Here is a 24,286-nt window from a genome sequence, read left to right as displayed (position 1 = left end):
CGATCCGAACGCGTTCCTCGGCCGACAGGTGGGAATACACTTTCTTCATGGGCGCAGCACCTTCCTGGGTTGAACTTGAACACTTCCAACCATAGAGCGGGTGTTGCGCTTCTATTTAGAACCCGGGCACGCCGACCCCTAGACCGCATGATGCTACACTGATGCGTGGCCTCGCGCCGGCTGGCAAGCCTCACATTCCAATCGTTGCAACCTTTTCGACTTCACGAGGTGAACCATGTCAGACCATGCGCCTTCAGTTTCCACCGCATCCGAACGCGTCCCCGGCAAGCTCATCGGAGCCATCGTCGCCGTTGGATCGCTCGCCTTCATCGGCATCCTGACCGAGACGGTCATGACCGTGCTGTTCCCGCAGCTCATGGGCGAATTCCACGTCGACACCGCCACCGTGCAGTGGATCACCACCATCTACCTGCTCGCCGTGGCCGCCACCATGCCGGTCTCCTCGTTCCTCAAGCGCCGTTTCCGTCTGAAGCGGCTGTTCCTCGCGGCCGTGGCGCTCGCCATCGTCGGTTCGCTCATCATGATCGTCGCCACCGCGTTCCCCATGCTGATCGTCGCGCGCGTGATCCAGGGCATCGGCTCGGGCATCGCCACGCCGCTCATGGTCAATATCATCCTTGAGCAGTCGCCGCGCAGCAAGATCGGCCGGCTCATGGGCGTGGGCTCTCTGGTTATCACCGTGGCCCCCGCCATCGGGCCCACCGTGGGAGGCGCGGTCACCAGTGTGCTGCCGTGGCGTGCGATCTTCGTGGCCGCCGTGCCGCTGGTCTGTGTGGCGGCGGTGATCGGCGTCATGTGTATCGAGCAGAAGGCCCCCACCGAGGATGCCTATCTCGATCCGATTCAGCTGGTGCTCATCGTGCTGGCCCTGGTGGGCATGATCCTCGCGCTCAACCAGAGCGGCGTCGCCGTGGGCGCGCTGGTCTCCGGTCGCTCCGCCATGCGTTCCGGCGTGATCGCCGTGGCGAGTCTGGTCATCGGCGTCGGTTCGCTCGTCGCGTTCTGCCTGGCCACGCGCAAGGCGTTCTCGCCGTTGTTGCGACTGGGCATTCTGCGCGATCCCGTGGTGCTGCTGCACTGGGTGGAATACATGATCCTGCCGATCGTGGGCATCGGCTTCGGCTATGTGATCACCAACGTGGCGCAGCTGTCGCTCGGCACGGACGCCTTCCTCGCCGGCGCGCTCGTGCTGCCGGGCGCGTTGGTCGGCGCGGTGTGCTCGCCGCTTGGCGGATGGTTCTACGATCGCTTCGGCGCTGTGAAGCCCATCCTGATCCCGCTGGCCATCGCCGCGCTGGGCCCCCTGCTGCTGTGCGTGTTCGCCCTGCGGCTCACCCCCGCGCTGCTGGCCGGCTTCTACTTCATCTTCGGTTTCTTCTATGCGCTCGGCAATCCGAACGTGATGACCAGCGCCCTGAGCCAGATCCCGCGCGAGTTCACTCCGGACGGCAATGCGATCTTCAACACCGGTCTGCAGTTCGGCGGCGCGGCCGGAACCGCCCTGTTCTCCACAATCCTGTCCATGTCTCAGGCGCATGCCGTGGCCGTCGGATTCGGCGAGGGCACGCCGGAATTCGCGCACGCCACCGCCGTGGGAGGTATGTGGACCTTCGGCGTGATGACGCTGATCTGCGTGATCGGCTGGGCATGCTTGGCCGTCGCCTTCCGCATTCGGGCCGATCGTGCCCGTAAATCCGTGCCAGGAGGCGGGTCTAGGATGGCCGCGTGACCAAACGCGGGCAAGGGCAAGGCAAGGGGCGCGAACGGCAGGAGAAATACGAGCGGGGCACGCGCAGCTACACGATGTCGCACATCCGGGCCACCAACACCTCCATCGAGGTGCTGGTGCGCCGTTACCTGTTCGCGCGCGGGCTGCGTTTCCGCAAGAACGACAAGCGCTATCCGGGACATCCGGATGTGGTGCTTCCCAAATGGCATGCCATCGTGTTCGTCAATGGCTGCTTCTGGCACATGCATCCAGGCTGTTCCAAGCATTCCATGCCCAAATCCAACGTGGAGTTTTGGAGCGCGAAGCTCCTGCGCAACCGTGAGCGGGATGTGGCCCAGCACAAGGCCTTGGAGGCGATGGGCTGGCGGGTGATCGTGGTGTGGGAGTGCGAGTTGGCCAAGGCCACCCGTGAGGAGCGGCTGGAGCGGTTGTACAGTGAGATCACCGCGTCCGTGCCCGCATCTGAGGCACGAATCGACGCCAGGGTGGAATCTGTTGAACCACGGACATGAATTGTGATGGTTTTGTGATGAAAAATGCCCGTACCGCCGTCTCCGCATCCGTCTTAGAACTGTCTGCGCGGTTCGATGCTATGGTGCTGATGGAGAACAAGGGATAGGTGAGCCAGGGAGGACTGCATAGTGCGCGTGGTCGATTTCGACGGAACCGTATACCGCGGTGAGAGTTTGTTCGACTTCTACCTGTTCACCGCACGCCGGTATCCCAAGGTGCTCACCGTGATGCCGCCCGTGCTGCACAATGCCATTGACTACAAGCTCAACCGCGCCAGCCTGGACAGGCTCGAGGTGGCCATCGCGGCGGTCGGCCGGCGATATCTCGATGCCCTTGACGCCACTCCCGGCACGAACGTGTACCGCCTCATCGACGAGTATTGGGATCGCAACATCCATCGCATCAAGCGCTGGTACACGCCCCGGTACGACGATGTGGTGCTCACCGCGTCCTTCGACATCATCGTGGAGGAGGCCTGCCGGCGACTCGGCATCCGCACATGCATCGCGTCCACGGTCGACCCGGTCACGCACGAGGTCACGTGGCTCAACTTCGGCGACAACAAGCGCATCCGGCTGCGGCAGATGCTGGGGGAGGGCACTCAGGTGGACGAGTTCTACACCGATGCCCTGTACGATCAGCCGATGATCGACATGGCCCGCCGGGCCTATCTGGTCAAGGGGGAGCGCGTTCGCCGCGTCAAGTAGCCGGCCGCCGTCTGGCCTGCGATCGATTCGCTGCTGGCCCGCGCATGATTGGTTGCGGTTTGAGACGCTGAGCGCCCCGCCTGCGTCTCAAACCGCATCCATTTCCGGAAAGGGTTGCGATTTGAGACGCAAATCGGGTGCGCATCGGGCATCCTGTGTCTCAAATTGCATCCGGTTTCGAAAGGGGTTGCGGTTTGAGACACAGACCGAACACATCCCGAACACATCTCGAACTCAAGCCGGTATCTCTGTGTCTGATTTCGCATCCAGTTTTGAAATGGGATGCGAAATGAGACACGGATGGGGCATGGCGTGTCCGAATTCGCATCCATTTCCGGAAAGGGTTGCGATTTGAGACTCAGACCGGGTGTCCTGCGTCCGAATCTGCATCCATTTCTGAAAGTGGATGCATTTTGAGACTCAGACCGGGTGACTCAGACCGGGTGACACCGGGTGGCTCAGACCGGGGCTTCTGCGTCCGAATTTGCATCCGAAATCGACAAGACCGCGACATGACCGCGGCATGACCGCGACATGACCGTGGCATGACCGCGGCAAGAGCGCGTCCGAACCGTATGGTGGACGTCGCAACAGCCGCACGGCGCCCGTTGTCTGATGCGGCGGATAGAACTCGAAGCATGAGTGAATCGACGATGTCCGCACAGCAGCCGCGTCCTGCGGCATCCAGCCCGTCTGCGCCCAGCCTGTCTGTGCCCCACCCGACCATGTCTCGCCGCGCGATCGAATCGGAGCCGTTCAGGGCCATGGTGTTCGGCGAGAAGGCCGACCAGATGATCGCGAACGGCATTGACGTGATCAAACTGTCGCTCGGTGAACCCGATTTCGGTGCCCCGCCAGCCGTACGCGACGCCATGCGCGAACTGTACGATGGTCGTCCGCTGCCCTACACGGCCGCGTTCGGCCTGCCGCAGCTCAGGGAGGCGATCGCCGGCTTCTACCACGATCGCCATCAGGTGGACATCGACCCCAAGCGCATCATCATCACCGCCGGCGGATCCACCGCGCTGCTGCTGTCCGTGGCCGCCACCGTGGATCCCGGCGATGAGGTGATCGTGGCCGATCCCTCTTATCCGTGCAACCGCGAGCTCGTCAAATCCTTTGGCGGCAAGGTGGTGGACGTGCCCACCTCCGCCGCCACCCGGTTCCATCTCACTCCTGAGAGCGTGGACGCGCATTGGTCGGAGCGCACCAAGGCCGTGATGATCACCTCGCCGTCCAACCCCACCGGCACCACCATCGCGTTCGACACGCTGAAGGGCATCTGTGATCTGGCCCGTGAGCGCGCGGCCTGGCGCATCGTGGACGAGACCTATCTGGATCTGGCCGATCGCGAGCCGGACGGCACCGAGGTCAAGACCGTGCTTGCCGCCGATCCGGATGCGATCACGCTCAACAGTTTCTCCAAGTTTTTCGGCATGACCGGCTGGAGGCTCGGCTGGGCCGTACTGCCCGAATACATGCTGCACGAGGTGGACGATCTGGCCACGAACTACTTCCTGTGCGCCCACACGCCCACCCAGTACGCGGCGCTGGCCTGCTTCACGCCTCAGACGCTTGCCGTGTGCGAGGAGCGCCGTCAGGAACTGCTGGGCCGTCGCCGGCTGGTGGTCAATGGTCTCAAGCGCATCGGCCTGCCGGTGGACGTGGAGCCGAACGGCGCGTTCTACGCCTACTTCTCCGTGGAATCGACCGGATTGGACGCTTGGACGTTCTGCGAGCGTGCGCTTGACGAGGCCCACGTGGCGCTGACCCCCGGACGCGATTTCGGCAAGGCGACCGCGGACACGCATGTGCGCCTGAGTTATGCCGCATCGCGCGAGGCTCTGACCGAGGGCATTGAGCGCATGGGCAATTTCGTGGCGTCCTTGCGGTAACGCGATGCGTGGCGTCCCTGCGGTAGCCGACGCGTGCCGGGTGGCGTGCCGGTTCGGCCGTCGCCCGGGCCGGCATCCCCGTGACGTACACTGGGCGCATGAGCAATGACAATGAAACACGTGTGATCGTCAACTGCCTGCCCCTCACCGACGAGGAGCGCGCCCGGTTCCTCGCCGCCGCACCCGGCATCCCCCAGCACTTCGTGGGGGAGCCCGACCAGCGCGGACGCATGGTCTGGAAAGCCGTCGTGCCCAAGGAACTCCGTGCCGCAGCCACTGCCGTGATCGGCAATATCCCGGCCGCCGACGCCCCCGACTACCCGAACCTTGAATGGATCCAGACGTGGTCCGCCGGCGTGGACGCCTACACCAAGCCGGGCGTGCTGGCCGAGGGCGTCAAGGTCACCAGCGCCTCGGGAGCCTATGGACAGACCGTTTCCGAGCATCTGTTCGCCCTGATGTGGACGCTGATGAAGCATCTGCCGGCCTACCGCGACCAGCAGGCCACCGGCACATGGGCCGATCAGGGCCGCGCGATGAGCCCGGACGGCGCGACGGTGCTGGTGATCGGCGCCGGCGACATCGGCTCGCACTTCGCCCGCCTGGCCTCCGCCGTGGGCGCGCATGTGATCGGCGTGCGCCGCAATGCCGCCAAGTTGGCCGATGGCTTCGAGTCGATGCATGGTTTCGACGAGCTGGATGCTTTGCTGCCGGCGGCCGATGTGGTCGTGTCGATCGTGCCGTCCACGCCGCAGACCCATCATCTGATCAACGCCGATCGTTTGGCCCTGATGAAGCCGGGCGCGATCCTGCTCAATGCCGGCCGCGGCGATGCGATCGATCCCGATGCACTGCTGGAGGCCCTGCGCGCGCGTCGGATCGCCGGCGCGGGACTTGACGTGACCGAGCCGGAGCCGCTGCCGGCCGGCCATCCCCTGTGGCGCGAGCCGAACTGCGTGATCACCCCGCATGTGGCCGGCGGCATGCACCTCAAGGCCACGGAGGACCGCATCATCGCGATCGCGCTGGAGAACGTGGTCAACTACGTAGCCGGACGGGAACTCAGGAACCGCCGCCGGTAGGGCAAGCGGCGCGGAGAATGCGAATCGGCCGGGTTCCAGGCTTTCCAGTCCTGGAACCCGGCCGATTCGCGTTGCCGCATCAGGTTGCCGCATCAGCGGACATGCGTCACTCGAACGGGAATTTCACGTCCCACAGCGCGCGGATGGAATCCATGAGCTCCATGATCCGCAGCGTGTCCGCGTGCGGCATTTCGGGGCACTCCGTCCGGCCGTCCAGCAGCGCGCGGGCCGCGGACGCCACCTCGTACTCATAGCCGGTGAGCTGCTCGGGCACCTCGCGGCTGGCGACCAGCTTATGATCCTTGTTCCAGATGTCGACGCGCTCCACGTTGTTGATGTTCTCGCATGTCACGTAGCCCTCGCTGCCGCGGATCAGGCCCAGGCGGTCGCCCACGGTGAGCATGGAGCTGGTGGCCACGGCCATCGTGCCGTCGCCGTACACCAGCGTGGTGCTGCTTGAGGCGTCCACGCCGGTCTCATACGGTACGAACGTGCTCGCCACGCGCTCGGGCGTGCGGCCGCGCATCACCATGTCGATGAAGTTGAGCGGGTAGACGCCCACGTCGAGCAGGGCGCCGCCTGCCAGCGCGGGATCGGTCATGCGGGCCTTGAAGGACACCGGATAGCTCAGATCCGCGCTCACGGACTTCACCTCGCCGATCAGCCCGGCGTCCACGATCTCGTCGATCATCGCGCGAGAGGGCATGTACCGGGTCCAGATCGCCTCGGTCACCAGCACGCCGGCGCTCTCGGCCGCATCCAGCAGATCGCGCGCCTGGGCCGCGTTGGCCGCGAACGATTTCTCCACCAGCGCCGCCTTGCCAGCCTGGACGCACAGCTTGCCCTGTTCGGCGTGCAGGCTGTGGGGCGTGGCGATGTAGACCAGATCCACGTTCGGATCGGCCACCAGCTCCTCGTACGATCCGTACGAGACGGGGAATCCGTACTGGTCGGCGAACGCGCGGGCCCGATCGCCGTCGCGCGCGGCCACCGCGTAGGGGGCCACCAAAGTGGAATAGCGCGGATCGGCGGCCATTTTGACCAGCGTTTCCGCCATGTGGTGCGCGATGCGTCCCGCGCCCAGAATCGCCACATTGATGAGTGGCTTGCCCATGAATCCTCCTTGATTGTGGGTGTGTGTGGGATTAAGGATCCTTCGCTGCGCTCAGGATGACGGGGAGGGCCGCTCAGGATGACGTTCTGCTTTGTCATCCTGAGCGCAGCCCGATAGGGCGGAGTCGAAGGATCCTTCGTCATGTCGCATTGGTCATTCGTGCGAAGGTTAAGGATCCTTCGACTACGCTTCACTCCGCTCAGGATGACCGGGGAAAGGGAGAGCTGCCTACAGCACCTCGACGGTCTCGATCATCGCCGGCTCGAGCGGCGCGTCGGAACGGTCGGTCGGCAGGGCCTCCAGCTTGTCCACCACGGCCTTGGACTCGTCGTCGGCGACCTCGCCGAAGATGGTGTGGTGTCCATTGAGCCACGTGGTGGGCACGGTGGTGATGAAGAACTGCGAGCCGTTGGTGCCGTGCACCTCGCCGGTGAACGGGTTGCGGCGCAGACCCGCGTTGGCCATGGCCAGCAGGTACGGCTTGTCGAAGGTCAGCGACGGGTCGATCTCGTCGTCGAAGTTGTAGCCGGGGCCGCCGGTGCCGTTGCCGAGCGGGCAGCCGCCCTGGATCATGAAGTCCTTGATGATGCGGTGGAAGGTCAGGCCGTTGTAGAACGGGTCGTGGCTCTTCTCGCCGGTGATCGGATCGGTCCACTCCTTGGAGCCGGTGGCCAGCCCGACGAAGTTCTTCACGGTCTCGGGGGCCTTGTCATCGAACAGGTTGATCTTGATGTCACCTTCGGAGGTGTGCATAATAACGGTAGTCATGTGGTTCAGTTTCGCATGCGGCGCATACAAAGCCCAAAAGGTGTGACGTCAGTCGTCGGAACATTGTTGTCGGCGGCGAAACACAGGCGCGCTACTGTTGGCGCACCTGCGCAACTACGTTGATTACGCAGAAAAGTAAGAGAAAGGACGTGCCTTGAACTATCTGGTTCTTCTGGGCATCCTGATCGTCATCGTGGGCTTCGCGCTCAAACTCGATGCGATCCTGATTATCTTCATCGCCGCCATCGTGACGGCCCTCGTCGGAGGCATCGGCGTGGACGGTTTCCTGACCACGCTGGGCAGCTCGTTCGTCTCGAACCGGTCGATGGCCATCTTCATCATCATCCTGCTGGTGGTGGGCACCCTTGAGCGCAACGGTCTGAAGGACGCGGCCGCCGCGCTGATCGGCAAGGCGAAGAACGCCACGCCCGGCGTGATCATCGCCCTGTACGGCGTGATGCGCCTGGTGTTCGCCGCGTTCAATGTGAGCTTCGGCGGCGTCGCTGGATTCGTCCGCCCGATCATCATGCCCATGTGCACGGGCGCGATCGAAGCGTCCGGCCGCGAGATCAACGACGACTATGTGGAGGAGCTCAAGGGCATGGCCTCCGGTATGGAGAACGTCGCCTGGTTCTTCGGCCAGGTGCTGTTCGTGGGCACGTCCGGCGCCCTGCTCGTCCAGTCCACCATGAAGCCGCTCGGCTACGACGTGGACCTGCTGCAGATGGCCCTGATCGAGATCCCCGTGGCCGTGATCGCCGTGGGCGTGGCCGCCGCGTACTACATCGTCAAGGACCGTCGCCTGCGCGCGAAGTACTACGGCAATGCGCCGGCCCAGTCCGCAACCGCCAAGGAGGCCTGACATGCAGTTCTTCACCGATCCGTCGATCACCTACGGCACCAAGCTCATGGAGGTGTTCTACATCGTCATGGGCCTCATCTCCGTGTACGCCGGCGTGCGCAACTTCCGCGACGACAAGAAGGACGTGATCTCGCGCTACGGCACCTGCCTGTTCTGGGTCCTGCTGGGCGTGGAGATGGCGTTCGGCCGCTGGATCCCCAATGTGGCCAATGGCGTCATCATCGTGGTCATGGTCCTGCCCGCCATCTTCCAGAAGGTCAAGAAGAACAGCGATCCGGGCCCCACCAAGGCCGAATCCGAGGCCAACTACCAGGCCATCGGCATGAAGATCTTCATTCCCGCGCTCTCGATCGGCGTGTTCGCCATCATCGGCGCCCTGATCAAGGACTTGGGCGCCCTGACCGGCTGCTCGATCGGCGTGATCGTGGGCGTGGTGATCCTGTACTTCTACAACCGCTCCAACAAGCCGATCGTGTTCCTCAACGACTCCGAGCGCCTGCTGTCCGCCATGGGCGCGCTGTGCATGCTGCCCATGCTGCTCGCCTCGCTGGGCGCGATCTTCACCAAGGCCGGCGTGGGCGATGTGATCGCCGACCTGGTGGGCCGTGTGATCCCGCAGGGCAACGTGACCATCGGCATCATCGTGTTCGCCCTGGGCATGATGCTGTTCACGATGATCATGGGCAACGCCTTCGCCGCCATCACGGTGATGACCGTGGGCATCGGCGCGCCCTTCGTGCTCGCGTACGGCGCCAACCCGGCGCTGATCGGCATTCTCGCCCTCACCTGCGGCTACTGCGGCACGCTGCTCACGCCGATGGCCGCGAACTTCAACATCGTGCCCGTGGCCATGCTGGAGATGAAGGACCGCTTCGGCGTCATCAAGAACCAGATCCTGCCGGCTCTCGTCATGATCGTCGTGCAGATCATCTACATGCTCATCGCCAAGTAGCATTGGCCGCGGCGCGCTGCGGCGCAGACAATGCGGTTGACAACAGATCCGGACAACAGAAAGGAAACCAATATGACCACAGTACTCATCACCGGCTTCGACCCGTTCGGCGGCGAGAAGGTCAACCCGGCCTTCGAATCCGTCAAGCTCCTGCCGGACACCATCGCCGGCGCGGACATCGTCAAGCTCGAGGTCCCCACCGTCTACACCCGCTCCGCCACCGTCTTGGAGGAGGCGATGGACCGCGTGAAGCCGGACATCGTGATCTGCGTGGGCCAGGCCGGTGGCCGCTCCACCCTCACTGTGGAGCGTGTGGCGATCAACCTCGCCGAGGCTCGCATCCCGGACAACGACGGCGAGCAGCCGCTCGACCAGCCGCTTCGCGAGGATGGCGACACCGCTTACTTCTCCTCCGTGCCGGTCAAGGCCATGGTCCAGAACATCCGCGACCACGGCCTGCCCGCGTTCGTCTCCTACACGGCCGGCACGTTTGTGTGCAACAGCATCATGTACAACCTGCTGTACCTGATCGACCGCAAGTTCCCGGGCGTCAAGGGCGGCTTCATCCACGTGCCCTACGAGCCCGGCCAGCTGATCGACAAGCCGAACGGCACACCGTCCCTGCCGCTGGAGACCATCGCCAAGGGTCTTGAGGCCGCCGTGGAAGCCGCCGTGCTCGGCTCCGCGCAGTCCGGCGACCCCACCGGCGCGATGGGCGAGACGCACTGAGCGTCGCCCGGGCGCCGGGCCCGCGGACCCTATAGCGCGGTCTATAGCGCCCCGAAACGCCTGAGCGCGTTGGCTATGCCGTCGTGGTCCACGTCATCCGTCACGTGGTCCGCGGCGGCTTTCACATTCTCGGTGGCGTTGCCCATGGCCACGCCGATGCCGGCCGCCTCGATCATGGTGATGTCGTTGCCGCCGTCGCCGAATGCGATCGCATCGGCCATGTCCAGTCCGAAGTGGTCCAGGAACACGCGCATGCCGGCCGGTTTGCCGCCGTCCGCGGGGATCAGGTCGGTGAAGGCCGGATGCCATCGCACGCCCGTGACATGGGGGAGCGTGGCGACCAGCGCCGCTTCCTCTTCGGCCGTGATGTACGGGCTCACCTGATACGTGGGATGATCGAGCGCGCGCCGAGGACTGTCCACGTACACCTTCGGGGCGGTTTTGCCCAGACTCCTCCATGTGGCGCGCATCTGCTCGTCCACCTGGTTGAAGTACACGTAATCGCGCTCGCCGAAGTTGCTCACCACCGTGGGGTGCGCGGCGAGCCAGTCGAGGATGAGCGCCAGATCCTCCCGGTCCAGCGGATGCTCGGCGATTACGCGGCTGCGGCGGATGCCCTCACCCGCGGATTGCGCGGTGCCCTGCTCGTCCAGATGCTCGTCCAGCAGACAGTACTGGCCGTTGTAGGTCACGTAACCGTCGAAGGCGACCGGAATGGTGTCCAGCACCTTGATGGCCTGGCTGGGGGAGCGGCCGGTGCAGATGAAGATGCGCACGCCCGACTCGCGCAGGGCCTTCAGCGCCCGGAGCGTGGAGGCGGGGACCTCGTGCGCGGTGAAGCTGGTCAGCGTGCCGTCGATGTCGAAGAAGGCGGAGGTGATGCTCATGCCTTCATTCTATGGGCTTTTTCTGTCATCCTGAGCGGAGCCCGATAGGGCGGAGGCGAAGGATCCTTAACACTCCCGCATGAATGACCAGTGCGGAATGGCGAAGGATCCTTCGACTCCGCTGCGCTCCGCTCAGGATGACAGAAAGTGGCCCCTCGTCATCCTGAGCGAAGCCCGGAGGGCGTAGTCGAAGGATCCTTCGCTTCGCTCAGGATGACCGGGTGGACCATTCAGGATGACGTCCGCCCTACGCCTTCGCGTCGGGCCACACGTCCTCGTACTTCACGCCGGTCAGCTCCTCCACGGTCCGGCGGGTGTGCGGGTCCACATCGCGCTTGGCTCCACCGCCGCGCAGGCGGTCGGTTTCGCGCAGCAGCTCAAGATCGGTCGCGCGGTCCAGCCTCAGCCGGCGCGAGATCACCCAGCCGATCGTCACGGCCAGCAGGTAGATGCCGCCCGTGGAGCAGGCCAGGCCGATCTGCGCGCTCATGGGCTGCGCGTCGCGCGTCGCGTCGAAGCCGGTCAGGGCCAGCACGCCGCCCACACCCATCGCCACCACGCCGGAGCACAGTTGGCGGAAGAAGGCCTGCACGCCGGCGAAGGTGGCCGATCGGCTGCGTTCGGTGACGATCTGATCCACGTCGGCGATGAGCGGGAACAGCTGCCAGGGCATGAAACCGGCCGAGGTGCGGAACGCGAAGAAGACCACGGTGCCGGCCACCGTGAACACCATCCACGCGGTGCCGGTCAGCACCCCGGTCACGCGCAGTAGCCATGCGGCGATCATCATGACCGCGCCCGTGCCGATGCCCGTGAAGCCGATCGCATACACGCGCCGGGGACCGAAGTTGAGCAGCAGCCAGTTGCACACCGGCATGAGCGGCAGGGCCAGCACGGTCATGGTGAGCAGCAGGGACGCGAACGCGGCCGACTGGCCCCAGTCGAAGATCACGAAGTAGGCGAAGGTCTGGCCGAACACGTCCATCGCGCACATGAGCAGCAGGTAGATGCCCAGATGTTGGCGGAACGCGCGGATGCGCAATGTGGAGGCGTAGTCGTGCGCCACAATCCCGGCCCGTCGCATCCATCCCGTAAAGCCGATGCGCCTGTGCTCGTGCGGCACGCCCACCCATGCGCCGAAGCCCGCCTCCTCGGGGCTCATCTCCCACGTGGTCTTCCAGCAGACGAACATGGCCAGCGCGAACATGATCGTGAAGGAGATGGTGAACAGCTGGTAGCTGGACGGATGGTCCTCGCCGCGCGCGGACAGGATGGCCGATCCGATCAGCGGGATCAGCGTGCTCGACCCGTTGGAGATGTACAGGCGTGTGGTGCTCAGCAGCGTGCGGCCCCTGAAATCGGTGGTCATCTCGCCCGGCAGCGCGTTGTAGGCGGTCATGAAGATCTGGAACAGTGCGATCCATGCCACGTAGATCAGGCAGTAGACCGCGGCGGGCAGTCCGGGGATCCACAGGAATACGCCCACGAGCAGGGAGGGGGCCATGATCAGCATGAGGAGGCGTCGGCGGCCGAAGCGCCGACCCACCGGATAGCGGTAGAGGTTGTCCGAGAGGGTGCCGAAGAACAGGGCGAGGAATGCGCCCAATACCGTGCATCCGCCGATGATGCCCTGCGCGGTCTGGATGTCCAGTCCGCAAAAGCGCGTCCAGAACAGGGACAGGTAGGTGGCGGTGAGTGTGGTCTGCCCGCCGCCGTAGAAGTCGCCGATGCCGAACCCCACGCTGTTCGCGATGGTGACGTGGCGTGGCTGGCGGGGTGCGTTCGATGAGGTGGTATGAGCTGCTTCGGTCATGCGTAAAACGATATCAGCGCCGATAGTATGAGCGGTATGATGTCGCCGGCTGTTGCCGCGGCATGCGGTGATAATCGTCAATCGATCACCATTCGATCATTATTATCTCATTATCCGATCATGTAGATTGCCGAAAGCCGGGTTTGAACGTGTTATCAGTCCCCGGCGCCACAGCGGCTGGGAAGCCGCCATAAGCAGCGCATATAGGCCAATCGGCCGATTTCCGCCATTTTGACGAGGCTCGGCGCTTAGCCTAGTATCAGCTTCGCTCAAGGGGAGCGGAAAACGAGAGAGGAAAATCACATGACAGCAGCAACCCAGCAGCCGGTCAATCCGCAGGAGCCGGTCCGCGTCAACCACACTGTGCGCAACACGATCATCGCCATCGTCGTCGTCCTGGCCGTCGTGCTCGGCGGCTTCTTCGGCTACCGCGCCTTCGCCGGCAACGCGGCCTCCGCCGAGAAGGGCTCCAAGGAGAACCCGGTGAAGATCGGCGTCGTGGGTGCCACCGATCCGGACTTCGTGGCCTTCAAGGCCGAGGCGGAGAAGCAGGGCATCTACATCCAGCTCGTGGACTTCCAGGACTACACCTCCGAGAACCCGGCGCTCGACTCCGGCGAGCTCGACCTCAACGAGTTCCAGCACCTGCTCTACCTCGCCAACTACAACGTCAAGAACAACAAGGACCTGCAGCCCATCGGCGGCACCGCCACCTACCCGCTGTCCCTGTACTCCAAGAAGGTCAAGTCCGTCGATGAGATCAAGCAGGGCGACACCATCACCATCCCGAACGACGAGACCAACCAGGCCCGCGCCATCGGCGTGCTCAAGACCGCCGGTCTGATCGAGCTCAAGGGCGAATGGACCGCCTTCTCCACCCCGGCCGACATCGACACCGAAAAGAGCAAGGTCAAGGTCACCCCGCTGAAGGCCGAGCAGGTGGCCAACTCGCTGAGCGACCCGCAGGTCACGGGCGGCATCATCAACAACGACTACGTTGCCGACGCCGGCCTGAAGCTGGACGAGTCCGTGTTCAAGGATGAGGCCAACGGCCCCGAGGCCCGCCCGTACATCAACGCCTTCGTGGCCCGCAAGGCCGACGTGAACAACCCCACCTACCTGAAGCTCGTCAAGATCTTCCAGGATTCCAAGGATGTCCAGGACGCCCTTCAGGAGAAGTCCGGCAACACCGCCATCTCCGCCAACGAGTACACCGCCGAGCAGCTGCAGGGCTTCCTCGCGGACATCGAGGCGGACGCCAAGGCGGCCAGCAAGTAACCGTTCCATCACACGCACCGGTCCCGTGCGCGGGAAGGCGGCGCCCACACCAAGGCGCCGCCTTCCTCCATGTCCGCCCATGGCCGGCAGCCCCATCAGCAACAAAGGAAAGGACCCAGCATGGCCCAACCGATCATCGTGTTCGACCACGTGGTCAAGGAATTCAAGGACCGCGAGGCCGGCAAGGGCGGCAAGTCCACCCGGGCCGTGGACGATGTGACGCTCACGATCAATCAGGGTGACATCTTCGGCATCATTGGATACTCAGGCGCCGGCAAATCCACACTCGTGCGCCTCATCAACGCGCTCGAACGCCCCACCGGAGGCACCGTCACCGTGCTCGGCACGGACATCACCAAGCTGAGCGAGGGCAAGCTGCGGCCCATCCGCCAGAAGATCGGCATGATCTTCCAGCAGTTCAACCTGTTCTCCACCAAGACCGTGGCGCAGAACATCGCCTACCCGCTCAAGCTCGACCACTGGCGCAAGGACTATCAGGACCGTCGCGTGGCCGAACTGCTGGATTTCGTGGGACTCAAGGAGCATGCGGACAAGTACCCCTCGCAGTTGTCCGGCGGCCAAAAGCAGCGCGTCGGCATCGCCCGCGCCCTGGCCACCAACCCACAGATCCTGCTCGCCGACGAGGCCACCAGCGCCCTCGACCCGGAGACCACCAGCGAGGTGCTGGACCTGCTCAAGCGCGTCAACGAACAGTTTGGCATCACGATCGTGCTCATCACCCACCAGATGAACGTGGTCCAGCAGATCGCCAACCGCGTGGCCGTGATGAGCGCGGGCCGCGTGGTGGAGCGCGGCGATGTGTACGACGTGTTCGCCGCCCCGCATGAGCCCGTCACCAAGCGCTTCATCGCCACCGCCCTGAGGGGGCTGCCGGACGAGGAGCGCGTGGACCACATGCGCCGCGACAATGCCGGCCGCATCGTCTCCGTGATCATCCGTCAGCAGGACGTGGCCCGCGACGGCGGCGTGATCCCCGCCTCCGGCCAGAACATCTCCAGCACGATCGCCCGCCATCCGGGCGTGAGGACCTCCATGCTCTACGGCGGCATCGACACGGTGTCCGGGCAGGGCATCGGCGCCATCACCTACGAATTCAGCGGGCCGGACGCCGAACTCACGGCGTTCCTGGACGATCTGGGCCGCGAAAGCGATTTGGTCGATTTCGGCACCGCGGCTAACCCCGTGCCATACGATCGCGCCCTCGCCGAGCAGCGCACGCAGGTCGTGGCGGCGGCCGGCGCGGCGGCTGGTGCGGCGACCGCGAACGCATCCACGGGCAACCTTGCATCCACGGAAGGAGCAGCACGATGATCACCCTCGCCGCCGGCACCACCAATTGGGAGGTGCTCAAGCCCATCCTCGCCGAATCCGTGGTGCAGACCCTGCAAATGGTCCTCACCACGTTGCTGATCGGAGGCTTCCTGGGACTCGTCCTGGGGGTGATCCTCTACGGCACGCGTCCCGGCAACCTCTTCGAGAACGCGATCGTCTACCGCATCCTCGACTTCATCATCAACATCATCCGACCCATCCCGTTCATCATCTTCCTGGCGGCCATGCAGCCGGTCACGATCAAGGTGGTCGGCACGTCGATCGGCACGGTCGCGGCCATCTTCCCGATGTGCGTGATGTGCACCATGGCCACCTCGAGGCTGGTGGAGCAGAACCTCGTTACCGTGGACCCCGGCATCATCGAGGCCGCGCGGTCCATGGGCGCCTCCAAGCTCACGATCGTGTGGACCGTCCTCATTCCCGAGGCCCTCGCCCCGCTCATCCTCGCGTACGCGTTCCTGTTCATCGGCGTGCTGGACATGTCCGCGATGGCCGGCTACATCGGCGGCGGCGGTCTGGGTAACTTCGCCATCGCCTACGGCTACCAGAAGTTCGATCAAGGCGTCACCTGGACTGCCGTGGCGATCATGATCGTGCTCGTGCAGGTGGTGCAGGGCGTGGCCAACGCCATCGCCAAGCGCCTGCTCAAGCGGTAGACGGCCTCTCCGCCACCCCTGAGCGGTCCTTCTTCGGTCATCCTGAGCGCTGAGCCGTAGGGCGGCCCCCTCGTCATCCTGAGCATAGCGAAGGATCCTTAATCTACCCGTCCAATCCATCCGCGCGTAATGACGAAGGATCCTTCGCTGCGCTCAGGATGACCGCGGGGGCTGGTCAGGATGACAGCGGGGGACTGCTCATGCTGCCGAGACCACTGCCCAGCTCGACGAGCAACCCATTCAAACACCAAGACTAGAATCGCAATCATGACCACTGCATCCGCTCAATCCGCCGCATTCTTCACCCCCGTCCGCATCCCCCTCGATCCCGAGCTCGTGGAGATTCGCCACTATCTGCATGCCCATCCTGAGCGCAGTTTCAAGGAGTTCGAGACCAGCAAGTATCTGGCCGCGCAGCTGAGGGATCACGGCGTGGAGGTGATGGACCTGCCCAAGCCACTCGAAACCGGCGTGATCGGGCTGATCCATGGCACCGCGAACGGCTCAGACGCCAAGGGCCCGCGCGTGGGACTCAGGGCGGACATCGATGGTCTGCCCGTGCGCGAGGAGACCGGTCTGCCGTACGCTTCGGTCAACGACGGCGTGATGCATGCCTGCGGCCACGACTTCCACATGACCGGCCTGCTGGGCGCGGCCTTCTGGCTCGCCGCCCATCGCGATCGGTTCGCGGGCACCGTGAAGATCGTCTTCCAGCCGGCCGAGGAGCTGGGGGAGGGCGCCCGCCGGTGCATCGAGGCGGGCGTGGCGGATGATCTCGATGCGATCGTCGGCACCCACAACAACCCCAACTACGCGCCGGGCGAGGTGGCAGTGGGCGTGGAGCCCATGATGGCCGGCTGCGTCAAGTTCCGCGTGACCCTGCACGCCACCGGCACCCATGCCGGCTACCCGCATAAGGGCACCGGACCCATCGAGGCGCTGGCCAGCATGATCCTGTCCCTGCAGACCATCGTGAGCCGCAACATCTCGCCGTTCCACGCCGTGGTCCTGTCCATCACCGAGGTTCACGGCGGCGATGTGTGGAACGTCGTACCCGCCGAGGCCGGCTTCCAGGGCACGGTCCGCTTCTTCGACCGCGCCGATCAGGAGATCGTCCAGCGCCGGTTCCGCGACGAGGTGGAGTCCACCGCCCGCGCCTACGGCATCAACGCCGACATCGACTGGAATGTGCTCCAGCAGCCGCTGGTGGGGGATCCCAAGCTCAGCCAGATCCTCGCGGACGATGTGCACGCCTACGCCAAACTGCGCCCGATCCGCCCGTCCATGGCCGGCGAGGACTTCGAGGAGTTCTCCAACCGCATCCCCGTGGCCTTCGCCTTCATCGGTTCCAACGGCGAGCCCGGATGCCCCGACTGGCACAGCCCGAACTTCATCGGCCTCGATGGCGCGATCGAGCCGGCCGTGAACTTCTACGCCAACGCCGCGCTGCGTCTGCTGAGCGAACTGGCGTAACGAGTAAGTCGGCTGATTGTGCCTGACACCTCTCCCCCACATGGGGGAGAGGTGTTTTCGTTGATATTGCACGGTTTTCGCTCGTTTTGTTCTTGAGTGTTTTGTTCACGGAAAATGTCTAAGTCGTAGAACAGTTATATTTATGCACATGAAAATATTAGCATCTATGACTTGTGTAGTGGCACTGATTTGTAACAGCTTATTTGTAAATAATCAAAATAATAAAACTGATAATATAGTCGAAAAAGGTATTGTTGCAACTATAGATTTGATGTGTCCTAAAATATTTCAGCATTTATTTTGCTAAGAAATAGGCATGCGAGCGTATAATGACCAAATCATATTCTCTTGTCCATAGTTAAGCGTTCCATTGAATTTTTCTATTTGTTTCTTTCTGAAGGAAAGTCCTCTTCCACTTTTAAAAATGGGAGATGATTTTCCTTCTTTATCTACTGTGTTAATCTCACTTATATAAATATAATCATTGAACTGTTTTACGGTGATAAAGTATTCACATTGTTGATTACAATGTTTTATTATGTTATAATATATTTCTTCTAATAATGAAAAAATAAATGATTGTTTTTCGGGCGATAAAAGAGAAATACTTTCCCATTGCATAGAAGATCTTCCATAAATTTTCATTGCGTCAAGTTTATATTTGCTTTGAGTAGTTAGGTCTAGCATTTTTTCTACCCATTGTATATTATTAACGCTGTTATACTTATTGTCGATAAGCATATTGATAATTTGGCGTGTAGATTGTAAAGCAGATTTCGCACTTTTTTCAATTAATGAATAGGATAATCCATGATTTGTACTATCGTTATGTTCGTTTTCGGCTAATAGAATTATAAAAGATAATTGATTTGCGATAGAATCGTGGAGATTGATAGATATATTCTCTTTAAGCTCAAGTTCTCTGATTTTTTGAGTTTTCCTTAATTCGATGTTTTTCTTATTGTAGTTATTGGCTTGATATCCTAAAATGATAAATAGAAGTGATATTGCAACTATGCCGCTGGGATTATAGTCATCTGTATTTCTAAAATACCATTTATAGTAATAGATTGCACTCATAATTAATGTAGAAAGAAAAACTTGTATTTTTCTATCTTTGAACATAAGTAACATTAAGGCATACAAAAAAGGCCATAATAATGCAGAATTTGATAACGGAATAATTAATCCTAATATATATACGATAAGAATAATTGTACAAGCTATATTCGGATATTTAATTATTGCGATCATGCTAGTTAGTTCAATTGTAATTAATATCCAGGATATCGCATGAGATGCCGGGGATATAATAATATCAATGATACTAAAAAAATAAAGACAAACCATATAGTAATATTTAATAGTCTATTATTTGTAATGTTCAAAATAATCATCCCCTAGAGTTGACCATAAAATGCTTGCTCTCACTCGATTAGCTGCACCGATTTTATGCATAGCACTTTTGATATGCGTTTTAACCGTTTCTTCACCTATTCCTAATGCTTCAGCAATTTCTTTATTTGTCATGCCAAGAACCACTTTATCCAATATCTGTGCTTCGCGTAAAGTAACGAGCATTATTAATGGTTCTGGAGTGTGTTGAAGGCGTAAAAAAGAATCATTGGCATTTTGGAACTGTGATTGTGGTGGGTATGATTGACCTTTTGAAGCGTATTCAAGAGATGTCATTATTGTCTTAATGTCAGATTTTGAAACAATGGCTTGTGCACCATTTCGAATAGCAGATTCTTTATATGTGATCAAGTTAAATGAAGTTATTGCCACAATCCCAACAGAAGAAGATCTTTTGCGAAAAGATCGACATAATTCTGCGCCAGATATATCTTCCATGCTCATATCAATTAGTATAACATCAACATATTTATGCATATCGAAAAATATGTGCAAAGCACTTTTACCGCTTGTTTCAGTCCAACTAATATTATATTTATCATAATAATTTAGTCTTGTTGCTAAAGCTTCTAATGCAAGAGTGTCATTATCTATAATTCCTATTTTCATTTCAACCCTGAATATTAATACTTAAAAAAACTTGGCTATATTATTTCATGAACCAAGGACATTTTGTGATTATATCGATCTTTATGGCTCTTCGGGTGTTTGTGTGGGTGTGAGTCAGTGGTTGTTCCTACTGGTTATTGGTGTCCAGGGAGTGTGAGGTCGAGTCCGCCGCATTCGGACATGACGAGGGCGATGAGGTTGTTGAGGTTGCGGTAGCCGTAGCCGATCTTGATGGTGGTCTTGATCTTGTTGTTCACGGCCTCCAGCCTGGCGTTGGACAGTCCGGAACGGATGGTCCGCACGATGTCCTCACGGCGCCTGCCGATCTTCTCGCCGAGTCCGGTGAACGGGTCGATGCCGCTTGAGGCGGCCTTGCCACTGCATCGCAGGAGTAGGGCGCGGGCTTCGTCGGCCGGTTGCCGGAGGATCATGCGCAGCTCCTCCCTGGGCTTGTACGTGTTCCAGAGGGTCTCGTTCGTGCCGGCGATGTACTCCAGCCGGGCCTTCTGCCCGGCGGTCAGGTCGCTTTCGTTCTTCAGCAGGGCCCGGCGCGCGCCCTTGATCGGGTCCTTCGCGCCTTTCCCGGCCTCGCCGGTCCTCCGCGCTTCGCGCCAGACCATGGTGCGTACCTTGTCGAGCGCGTCGGTGGCCCAGCTGACGTTGTGGAACCCGCCCGGGGATGCGCTCCGCATGCGGGCAGAACTCCCCGATACAAGAGTCGATCCACCGGGCCCCGTCGCCGGCGGCGACCCGGATGGACGCGCGCTGCGCCTCGGCGGGCGTCTCGAAGAACAGGCGGAAGACGCCCTGGCCGTGGCCCTCGTGCATCCATACGACCCTGCCGCGGTCGTGGTCGACGACGACCGTCATGTACTTGTGGCCCTTTCTGTAACTGGTCTCGTCCACGCCGATGGAGCGCAGATGATCGAACAGGCCTCCGCCCTGTTCGGCCCGCAGGTCGTCGGCGACCCTCTTGCATACGGGGCCCACGCTCTTCCAGTCGACGCGCACCGGCGCCGACATGGCGCTTCTGGGCGCGTGCACGCCCGGTCAGGCGACCTGCTGCTTGAAGTCGCGCGTGTATGCGCTCTTCTCCTGCGCGCTCACGGCGCCATCGCGATCGTGACCCCTTGCTTGCGGCACGTGACGCGCGGCGGCGCGTACTCCAGCAGGAGCCTGGCGCACCCGAGGTCGAGGTGGCGCCAGCGCCGCACGCCCAACCGGTCGTACGACCGGCCGTGCCCGCCGCATCTGGCGCACCGGTCCATGTCGTGCGCGTGCGGGCGCACCGGCACGATGACGACGCTCCCGCCATGCGGGTCGTCCTCGACGCGGGGCGTGGAGGCCACGGTGTTGGAGGGCAGGCTGAGCATGCGCTTGAGCGCGCCGGCTGATATGGTTGGCACAGGCGTTCCCTTGTTCCGGTTCTACTTTCTTGGCGGAAACAAACCATACAGGAGAACGCCCCCCAGCGCACCACACTCACCCGCGGAAAGTCTCGGCGAAGACAAGAAGAGATTTCTTGCCACATGATCTGGTGAAGGTTGAAATATGTATATGCGATTCTATCACTTAGTATAGTGTCGATTACTTTGGCTTGAAGACACGCTGTCCCCCAAAAGGGGGATATGTAGATTTGATAGTTTTTTAATTGGAAGCAAAATATAATTTGCTGTTAAAACATAACAGCAAATTATATAAGAAGTAATAACATGGAAGACATGTTTAAAGAAATGAGTTACGCATATATGAATGTAGGCAAGGGCGATAATAAAAGCTGTGGTATCTTTTGCTCTGGTCTTACAGCTGAGGAGTAGAGAGTTATAAGATGATTGGTGTAGCTCGCTTTTTTAGAGAGCTACACCAGTTTTATTTATAATAGGTAGATTATGTTCACAATATCCAGTGAAAACAAAGAAATATTTAAATATATACGTAAACATGTCTTGGTTAACTCAGAGATTCATAACCAGTATAAACTAGATCCCGTAGAGTTAGTATTAAACATATCAGAAGGATGTAATCTTACCTGCCCTTACTGTTTTGCGGGACAAGGCTCTTATGGACATGAGAGTAGGTGGATGACAAAAGAAGAGGCGTATAAGTATACAATTGAAGCTGTCAAAAAGTTTCCGTCGTTAAAAAAGATTAAACTATTTGGTGGCGAGCCGTTTATGAATATAAGAGCTATTGAAGGTGTATGTCAAGCCGTTCGTGAGAATCAAAAACGGAATATTGTTATTACAACAGTTACTAACATGATGATTTATAGTCAGATATATGTTAACATAATTAAAGAATATAATATTCATATTACAGTATCGATAGATGGGCCTAAGGAAATTCATGATAAATATAGAAAATTTCGAAATGGGAGAGGAAGCTATGATTTGATAACGAAGAATCTAAATAAATATAAGGATTCAGGAATAATTATAAATAATTATGAGAGTGTTTATACGTTGTTTGAGTATCAACACGGGTTCTCTATTGGTGACATTGTTGACTATTTAATTAAAGAATTAAAAGCTGAATGGGTGCATGTTGTTCCTGATGTAAATACATTAACAAATTCTGATGAGGCAGAATCTACAGCATTTCTTTCCGCCCTATATTCTGATACAAGTGAATTGTATCGCGAATCCGTTAGTTCAATATATCCGGCAAAGCATGCGTTAATGACGGAAATGCTTGCGATTCTGTTTGAGGAAAATTTAGGTACATCATGGTGTCAGCTTGGACAACAAACTATTACTATTGCTGCAGATGGTACAGTTGTTCCATGTTATACCTTATTATCTGAAGCTGATCGCTGGAGAATGTCAAATAATATAAATTCTTTAAATGAGGATAATGTTCCAAAATCAGTAATTGATAGTTTACTTCAAGGTTCATCTTCTTTGCATCAAGAATGTGATGGATGTGTTTTACAAGGAATATGTCGTGGCTGCCCAGGTGGTGAATTTTCAGCTTCGCATCGTTTCACAAATAAGTCTCCTGTTGGGTGTTCTTTCCTTTTGGGAGCATTAGAAGGCACGCTTACAGGTTGGCGTGAAAAAATGAAACTATCGCAAAGGGGAATGTGAAAATGCGCAGTGACGAAACAAACAGCCTCTGGAAGGGCTCCGATTACGGCAAGTGGTTCGTGGCGGATACCTGCACGACGATCTCGGAAAGCATGCAGGGATTCTTCATGCCGCTCATCGCGCAGGCATTGACGGGCTCCCCATCGACGGCGGTGCTGTTGGAGAGTCTGAACAAGTGGATCGTCACGGGCCTGCGCATTCCGGGCGGATTGATTCAGGATCAGGCGGACCGCAAGAAGCTGCTGATGATCGAAGGGGTCGTTGGTTGCTTGGTATTTGTGCTGCTTGGCGCGGCGGGTTATTCCGGATCCGCCGGATTGTGGGTGCTGCTGTTGGCGGTGGTGGTGCTTGCGGTGCGTGACGGATTGCTCGGCAGCACGACGAACGTGATGCTGCGGGGCATCGTCCCGGACCATCAGCTTCCCAAGGCGATGGCTGCGAATTCCGCGCGTGATTCGATGTGCGACATCCTCGGCGGCCCACTCGCCTCGATCCTCATGCAGGTTTCGCAATGGCTGCCGTGTTTGGTGTGTGGTGTGTGCGAGCTCATGCAGACCGTCGCCACCTCACGCATCACGCGCTATTGGAAAAAGGACGGGGATGGATCGCAGCCTCGGCGTCAGTCCTCCAGGGAGCTGTGGAAACGGGCCTTCGACGGCATCATCTGGCTGCTCAAAGATGATTTCCAGCGCAGAGGCGTGTTCTCCAGCGCCATGACCTCTGCATGCTTCAACTCGATTCTGCTGATCGCGGTGCTTCAGCAGGCGGACAACGACGGGTATCTGTCGGCGAGTACGCTCGGCGTGTCCATTTCGTTGGGCATACTCGTTGGCTCACTGTTCGCCTCCCGCGTGGTGGATCGCGTCAACGGAGGAGTCCTTATTCTCCTGTACTTCCTGCTCATGGGCGTTGGCTCCTTGGGCGCCGCCCTGTCCGGGCCGCTGTGGCTGCGCTGCGCGTTCCTTTTCATAGCCCTGATCATGCTGCCGTGCGGCAATGCGGTGGGCGGCGGCTTTTCGGCCTTGCTGTACAGCAAGGAATACATGGGCCGCATCTTCGCCGGCATAGCGCTGCTGGAATCCGGATTGGCGGCTTTGGTCACGTTTCTGTCCGGTTTGGCGGTCCACTATTGGGGAACGAAGGCAACCTGCATCGCATTGGCGATCTGCGTCGTCGTGTTCTCGCTGCCGTACCTTACGTACCGGGGCGTGATGGGCATGCCGAAGCCGGACCAGTGGGAGGAATACATCGAGCGCGTGGGGTATGCGAAGCTGTAGGGGGAGTCCGTCGCCGTCCTGGGCCCGCTTGCCGGAATCGTCCGCAACTGTTCACCGGAACGAATT

At 59.7% G+C, this 24,286-nt stretch carries 22 protein-coding genes and 1 pseudogene; 14 read left to right on the top strand and 9 right to left on the bottom strand.

Annotation, left to right across the window (positions count from 1 at the left end; all coding sequences use genetic code 11):
- The first annotated feature begins 235 nt into the window (after nt 1-235).
- The 5 genes from EMO90_RS11735 (at nt 236) to EMO90_RS11715 (ending at nt 5,947) form a co-directional block, all read left to right on the top strand.
- A complete protein-coding gene (locus EMO90_RS11735; RefSeq protein WP_150354916.1) occupies nt 236-1,750 on the top strand; it encodes an MFS transporter in 1,515 nt (504 codons plus the stop codon).
- Nucleotides 1,747-2,262 carry a very short patch repair endonuclease gene (locus EMO90_RS11730; RefSeq protein ID WP_150354915.1) on the top strand — a complete coding sequence of 172 codons (516 nt, stop codon included), beginning with the start codon at nt 1,747-1,749 and terminating at the stop codon, nt 2,260-2,262. Before EMO90_RS11735 ends, EMO90_RS11730 begins: the two co-directional genes overlap by 4 nt.
- 129 nt (nt 2,263-2,391) lie before the next feature.
- The gene (locus EMO90_RS11725) at nt 2,392-2,970 is read left to right on the top strand and encodes a haloacid dehalogenase-like hydrolase (protein WP_150354914.1); all 579 of its coding nucleotides are present in this window, start codon (nt 2,392-2,394) and stop codon (nt 2,968-2,970) included.
- Nucleotides 2,971-3,695: 725 nt separating this feature from the next.
- Nucleotides 3,696-4,865 carry an aminotransferase class I/II-fold pyridoxal phosphate-dependent enzyme gene (locus EMO90_RS11720; protein ID WP_190972100.1) on the top strand — a complete coding sequence of 390 codons (1,170 nt, stop codon included), beginning with the start codon at nt 3,696-3,698 and terminating at the stop codon, nt 4,863-4,865.
- Nucleotides 4,866-4,963: 98 nt separating this feature from the next.
- Entirely contained in the window at nt 4,964-5,947 is a 984-nt protein-coding gene (locus EMO90_RS11715; protein WP_150354913.1) for a D-2-hydroxyacid dehydrogenase, read from the top strand.
- A gap of 106 nt (nt 5,948-6,053) precedes the next feature.
- On the opposite strand, the gene EMO90_RS11710 is transcribed toward EMO90_RS11715, so the two are convergent.
- On the bottom strand, nt 6,054-7,061 hold the full coding sequence (locus EMO90_RS11710) for a Gfo/Idh/MocA family protein (protein ID WP_150354912.1): 1,008 nt from the start codon (nt 7,059-7,061) through the stop codon (nt 6,054-6,056).
- 228 nt (nt 7,062-7,289) lie between these two features.
- Entirely contained in the window at nt 7,290-7,829 is a 540-nt protein-coding gene (locus EMO90_RS11705) for a peptidylprolyl isomerase (RefSeq protein ID WP_150354911.1), read from the bottom strand.
- Nucleotides 7,830-7,983: 154 nt separating this feature from the next.
- On the opposite strand from EMO90_RS11705, the gene EMO90_RS11700 reads away from it, so the two are divergent.
- The 3 genes from EMO90_RS11700 to pcp all read left to right on the top strand — a co-directional run bounded on the left by EMO90_RS11700 (nt 7,984) and on the right by pcp (nt 10,372).
- Nucleotides 7,984-8,691 carry a 5-oxoproline transporter, DUF969 family subunit gene (locus EMO90_RS11700; RefSeq protein ID WP_150354910.1) on the top strand — a complete coding sequence of 236 codons (708 nt, stop codon included), beginning with the start codon at nt 7,984-7,986 and terminating at the stop codon, nt 8,689-8,691.
- A 1-nt stretch (nt 8,692) separates the two neighbouring features.
- Entirely contained in the window at nt 8,693-9,643 is a 951-nt protein-coding gene (locus EMO90_RS11695) for a DUF979 domain-containing protein (protein ID WP_150354909.1), read from the top strand.
- Nucleotides 9,644-9,715: 72 nt separating this feature from the next.
- Complete coding sequence (gene pcp / locus EMO90_RS11690) at nt 9,716-10,372, top strand: pyroglutamyl-peptidase I (RefSeq protein ID WP_150354908.1); 657 nt, start codon at nt 9,716-9,718, stop codon at nt 10,370-10,372.
- Nucleotides 10,373-10,413: 41 nt separating this feature from the next.
- Here the strand turns inward: pcp and EMO90_RS11685 are convergent, their stop codons facing one another.
- Together EMO90_RS11685 and EMO90_RS11680 are read right to left on the bottom strand one after the other, a co-directional pair.
- Complete coding sequence (locus EMO90_RS11685; RefSeq protein WP_150354907.1) at nt 10,414-11,259, bottom strand: Cof-type HAD-IIB family hydrolase; 846 nt, start codon at nt 11,257-11,259, stop codon at nt 10,414-10,416.
- A gap of 247 nt (nt 11,260-11,506) precedes the next feature.
- Entirely contained in the window at nt 11,507-13,072 is a 1,566-nt protein-coding gene (locus tag EMO90_RS11680) for an MFS transporter (RefSeq protein ID WP_150354906.1), read from the bottom strand.
- Between the two features lie 303 nt (nt 13,073-13,375).
- On the opposite strand from EMO90_RS11680, the gene EMO90_RS11675 reads away from it, so the two are divergent.
- From EMO90_RS11675 to EMO90_RS11660, 4 genes are all read left to right on the top strand, one after another.
- Complete coding sequence (locus EMO90_RS11675; RefSeq protein ID WP_150354905.1) at nt 13,376-14,350, top strand: MetQ/NlpA family ABC transporter substrate-binding protein; 975 nt, start codon at nt 13,376-13,378, stop codon at nt 14,348-14,350.
- 120 nt (nt 14,351-14,470) lie between these two features.
- The gene (locus tag EMO90_RS11670; RefSeq protein WP_150354904.1) at nt 14,471-15,682 is read left to right on the top strand and encodes a methionine ABC transporter ATP-binding protein; all 1,212 of its coding nucleotides are present in this window, start codon (nt 14,471-14,473) and stop codon (nt 15,680-15,682) included.
- Nucleotides 15,679-16,359, top strand: a complete 681-nt coding sequence (locus EMO90_RS11665; protein ID WP_150354903.1) for a methionine ABC transporter permease — start codon at nt 15,679-15,681, stop codon at nt 16,357-16,359. The genes EMO90_RS11670 and EMO90_RS11665 overlap by 4 nt, the downstream gene beginning before the upstream one ends.
- A gap of 267 nt (nt 16,360-16,626) precedes the next feature.
- A complete protein-coding gene (locus EMO90_RS11660) occupies nt 16,627-17,832 on the top strand; it encodes a M20 metallopeptidase family protein (RefSeq protein ID WP_150354902.1) in 1,206 nt (401 codons plus the stop codon).
- Between the two features lie 303 nt (nt 17,833-18,135).
- Here EMO90_RS11660 and EMO90_RS11655 read toward each other — a convergent pair whose 3' ends face one another.
- From EMO90_RS11655 to EMO90_RS11635, 5 genes and pseudogenes are all read right to left on the bottom strand, one after another.
- Entirely contained in the window at nt 18,136-19,086 is a 951-nt protein-coding gene (locus EMO90_RS11655) for a sensor histidine kinase (protein ID WP_150395004.1), read from the bottom strand.
- 117 nt (nt 19,087-19,203) lie between these two features.
- Nucleotides 19,204-19,857 (bottom strand): response regulator transcription factor, encoded by a 654-nt coding sequence (locus tag EMO90_RS11650; RefSeq protein WP_150354900.1) that lies wholly within the window; start codon nt 19,855-19,857, stop codon nt 19,204-19,206.
- 134 nt (nt 19,858-19,991) lie between these two features.
- Entirely contained in the window at nt 19,992-20,549 is a 558-nt protein-coding gene (locus tag EMO90_RS12635; protein ID WP_263390676.1) for a transposase, read from the bottom strand.
- 46 nt (nt 20,550-20,595) lie between these two features.
- Nucleotides 20,596-20,727, bottom strand: a pseudogene (locus tag EMO90_RS12630) (ISL3 family transposase); the annotation flags it as partial.
- 233 nt (nt 20,728-20,960) lie between these two features.
- Entirely contained in the window at nt 20,961-21,263 is a 303-nt protein-coding gene (locus EMO90_RS11635; protein WP_150354897.1) for a hypothetical protein, read from the bottom strand.
- Between the two features lie 483 nt (nt 21,264-21,746).
- On the opposite strand from EMO90_RS11635, the gene EMO90_RS11630 reads away from it, so the two are divergent.
- Nucleotides 21,747-22,943 carry a radical SAM/SPASM domain-containing protein gene (locus tag EMO90_RS11630; protein ID WP_150354896.1) on the top strand — a complete coding sequence of 399 codons (1,197 nt, stop codon included), beginning with the start codon at nt 21,747-21,749 and terminating at the stop codon, nt 22,941-22,943.
- Between the two features lie 2 nt (nt 22,944-22,945).
- Nucleotides 22,946-24,220, top strand: coding sequence for an MFS transporter (locus EMO90_RS11625; RefSeq protein WP_223849848.1), 1,275 nt, complete (start codon nt 22,946-22,948; stop codon nt 24,218-24,220).
- The last annotated feature ends 66 nt before the right edge of the window (nt 24,221-24,286 follow it).

The organism is Bifidobacterium vespertilionis (genome assembly GCF_008698145.1).
Lineage (GTDB): Bacteria > Actinomycetota > Actinomycetes > Actinomycetales > Bifidobacteriaceae > Bifidobacterium > Bifidobacterium vespertilionis.
Note: the sequence above shows the minus strand (reverse complement) of the source record. Positions and strands in the feature narration are given on the sequence as shown.

Bases quoted from the DNA above. Each gene is read 5' to 3' on its own strand.
- EMO90_RS11665 (WP_150354903.1), top strand. From the start codon at position 15,679: ATGATCACCCTCGCCGCCGGCACCACCAATTGGGAGGTGCTCAAGCCC.
- EMO90_RS11670 (WP_150354904.1), top strand. From the start codon at position 14,471: ATGGCCCAACCGATCATCGTGTTCGACCACGTGGTCAAGGAATTCAAG.
- EMO90_RS11660 (WP_150354902.1), top strand. From the start codon at position 16,627: ATGACCACTGCATCCGCTCAATCCGCCGCATTCTTCACCCCCGTCCGC.
- EMO90_RS11625 (WP_223849848.1), top strand. From the start codon at position 22,946: ATGCGCAGTGACGAAACAAACAGCCTCTGGAAGGGCTCCGATTACGGC.
- EMO90_RS11735 (WP_150354916.1), top strand. From the start codon at position 236: ATGTCAGACCATGCGCCTTCAGTTTCCACCGCATCCGAACGCGTCCCC.
- EMO90_RS11715 (WP_150354913.1), top strand. From the start codon at position 4,964: ATGAGCAATGACAATGAAACACGTGTGATCGTCAACTGCCTGCCCCTC.
- EMO90_RS11705 (WP_150354911.1), bottom strand. From the start codon at position 7,829: ATGACTACCGTTATTATGCACACCTCCGAAGGTGACATCAAGATCAAC.
- EMO90_RS11650 (WP_150354900.1), bottom strand. From the start codon at position 19,857: ATGAAAATAGGAATTATAGATAATGACACTCTTGCATTAGAAGCTTTA.
- pcp (WP_150354908.1), top strand. From the start codon at position 9,716: ATGACCACAGTACTCATCACCGGCTTCGACCCGTTCGGCGGCGAGAAG.
- EMO90_RS11710 (WP_150354912.1), bottom strand. From the start codon at position 7,061: ATGGGCAAGCCACTCATCAATGTGGCGATTCTGGGCGCGGGACGCATC.
- EMO90_RS11695 (WP_150354909.1), top strand. From the start codon at position 8,693: ATGCAGTTCTTCACCGATCCGTCGATCACCTACGGCACCAAGCTCATG.
- EMO90_RS11680 (WP_150354906.1), bottom strand. From the start codon at position 13,072: ATGACCGAAGCAGCTCATACCACCTCATCGAACGCACCCCGCCAGCCA.
- EMO90_RS11630 (WP_150354896.1), top strand. From the start codon at position 21,747: ATGTTCACAATATCCAGTGAAAACAAAGAAATATTTAAATATATACGT.
- EMO90_RS11675 (WP_150354905.1), top strand. From the start codon at position 13,376: ATGACAGCAGCAACCCAGCAGCCGGTCAATCCGCAGGAGCCGGTCCGC.
- EMO90_RS11685 (WP_150354907.1), bottom strand. From the start codon at position 11,259: ATGAGCATCACCTCCGCCTTCTTCGACATCGACGGCACGCTGACCAGC.
- EMO90_RS11655 (WP_150395004.1), bottom strand. From the start codon at position 19,086: ATGATCGCAATAATTAAATATCCGAATATAGCTTGTACAATTATTCTT.
- EMO90_RS12635 (WP_263390676.1), bottom strand. From the start codon at position 20,549: ATGCGGAGCGCATCCCCGGGCGGGTTCCACAACGTCAGCTGGGCCACC.
- EMO90_RS11720 (WP_190972100.1), top strand. From the start codon at position 3,696: ATGTCTCGCCGCGCGATCGAATCGGAGCCGTTCAGGGCCATGGTGTTC.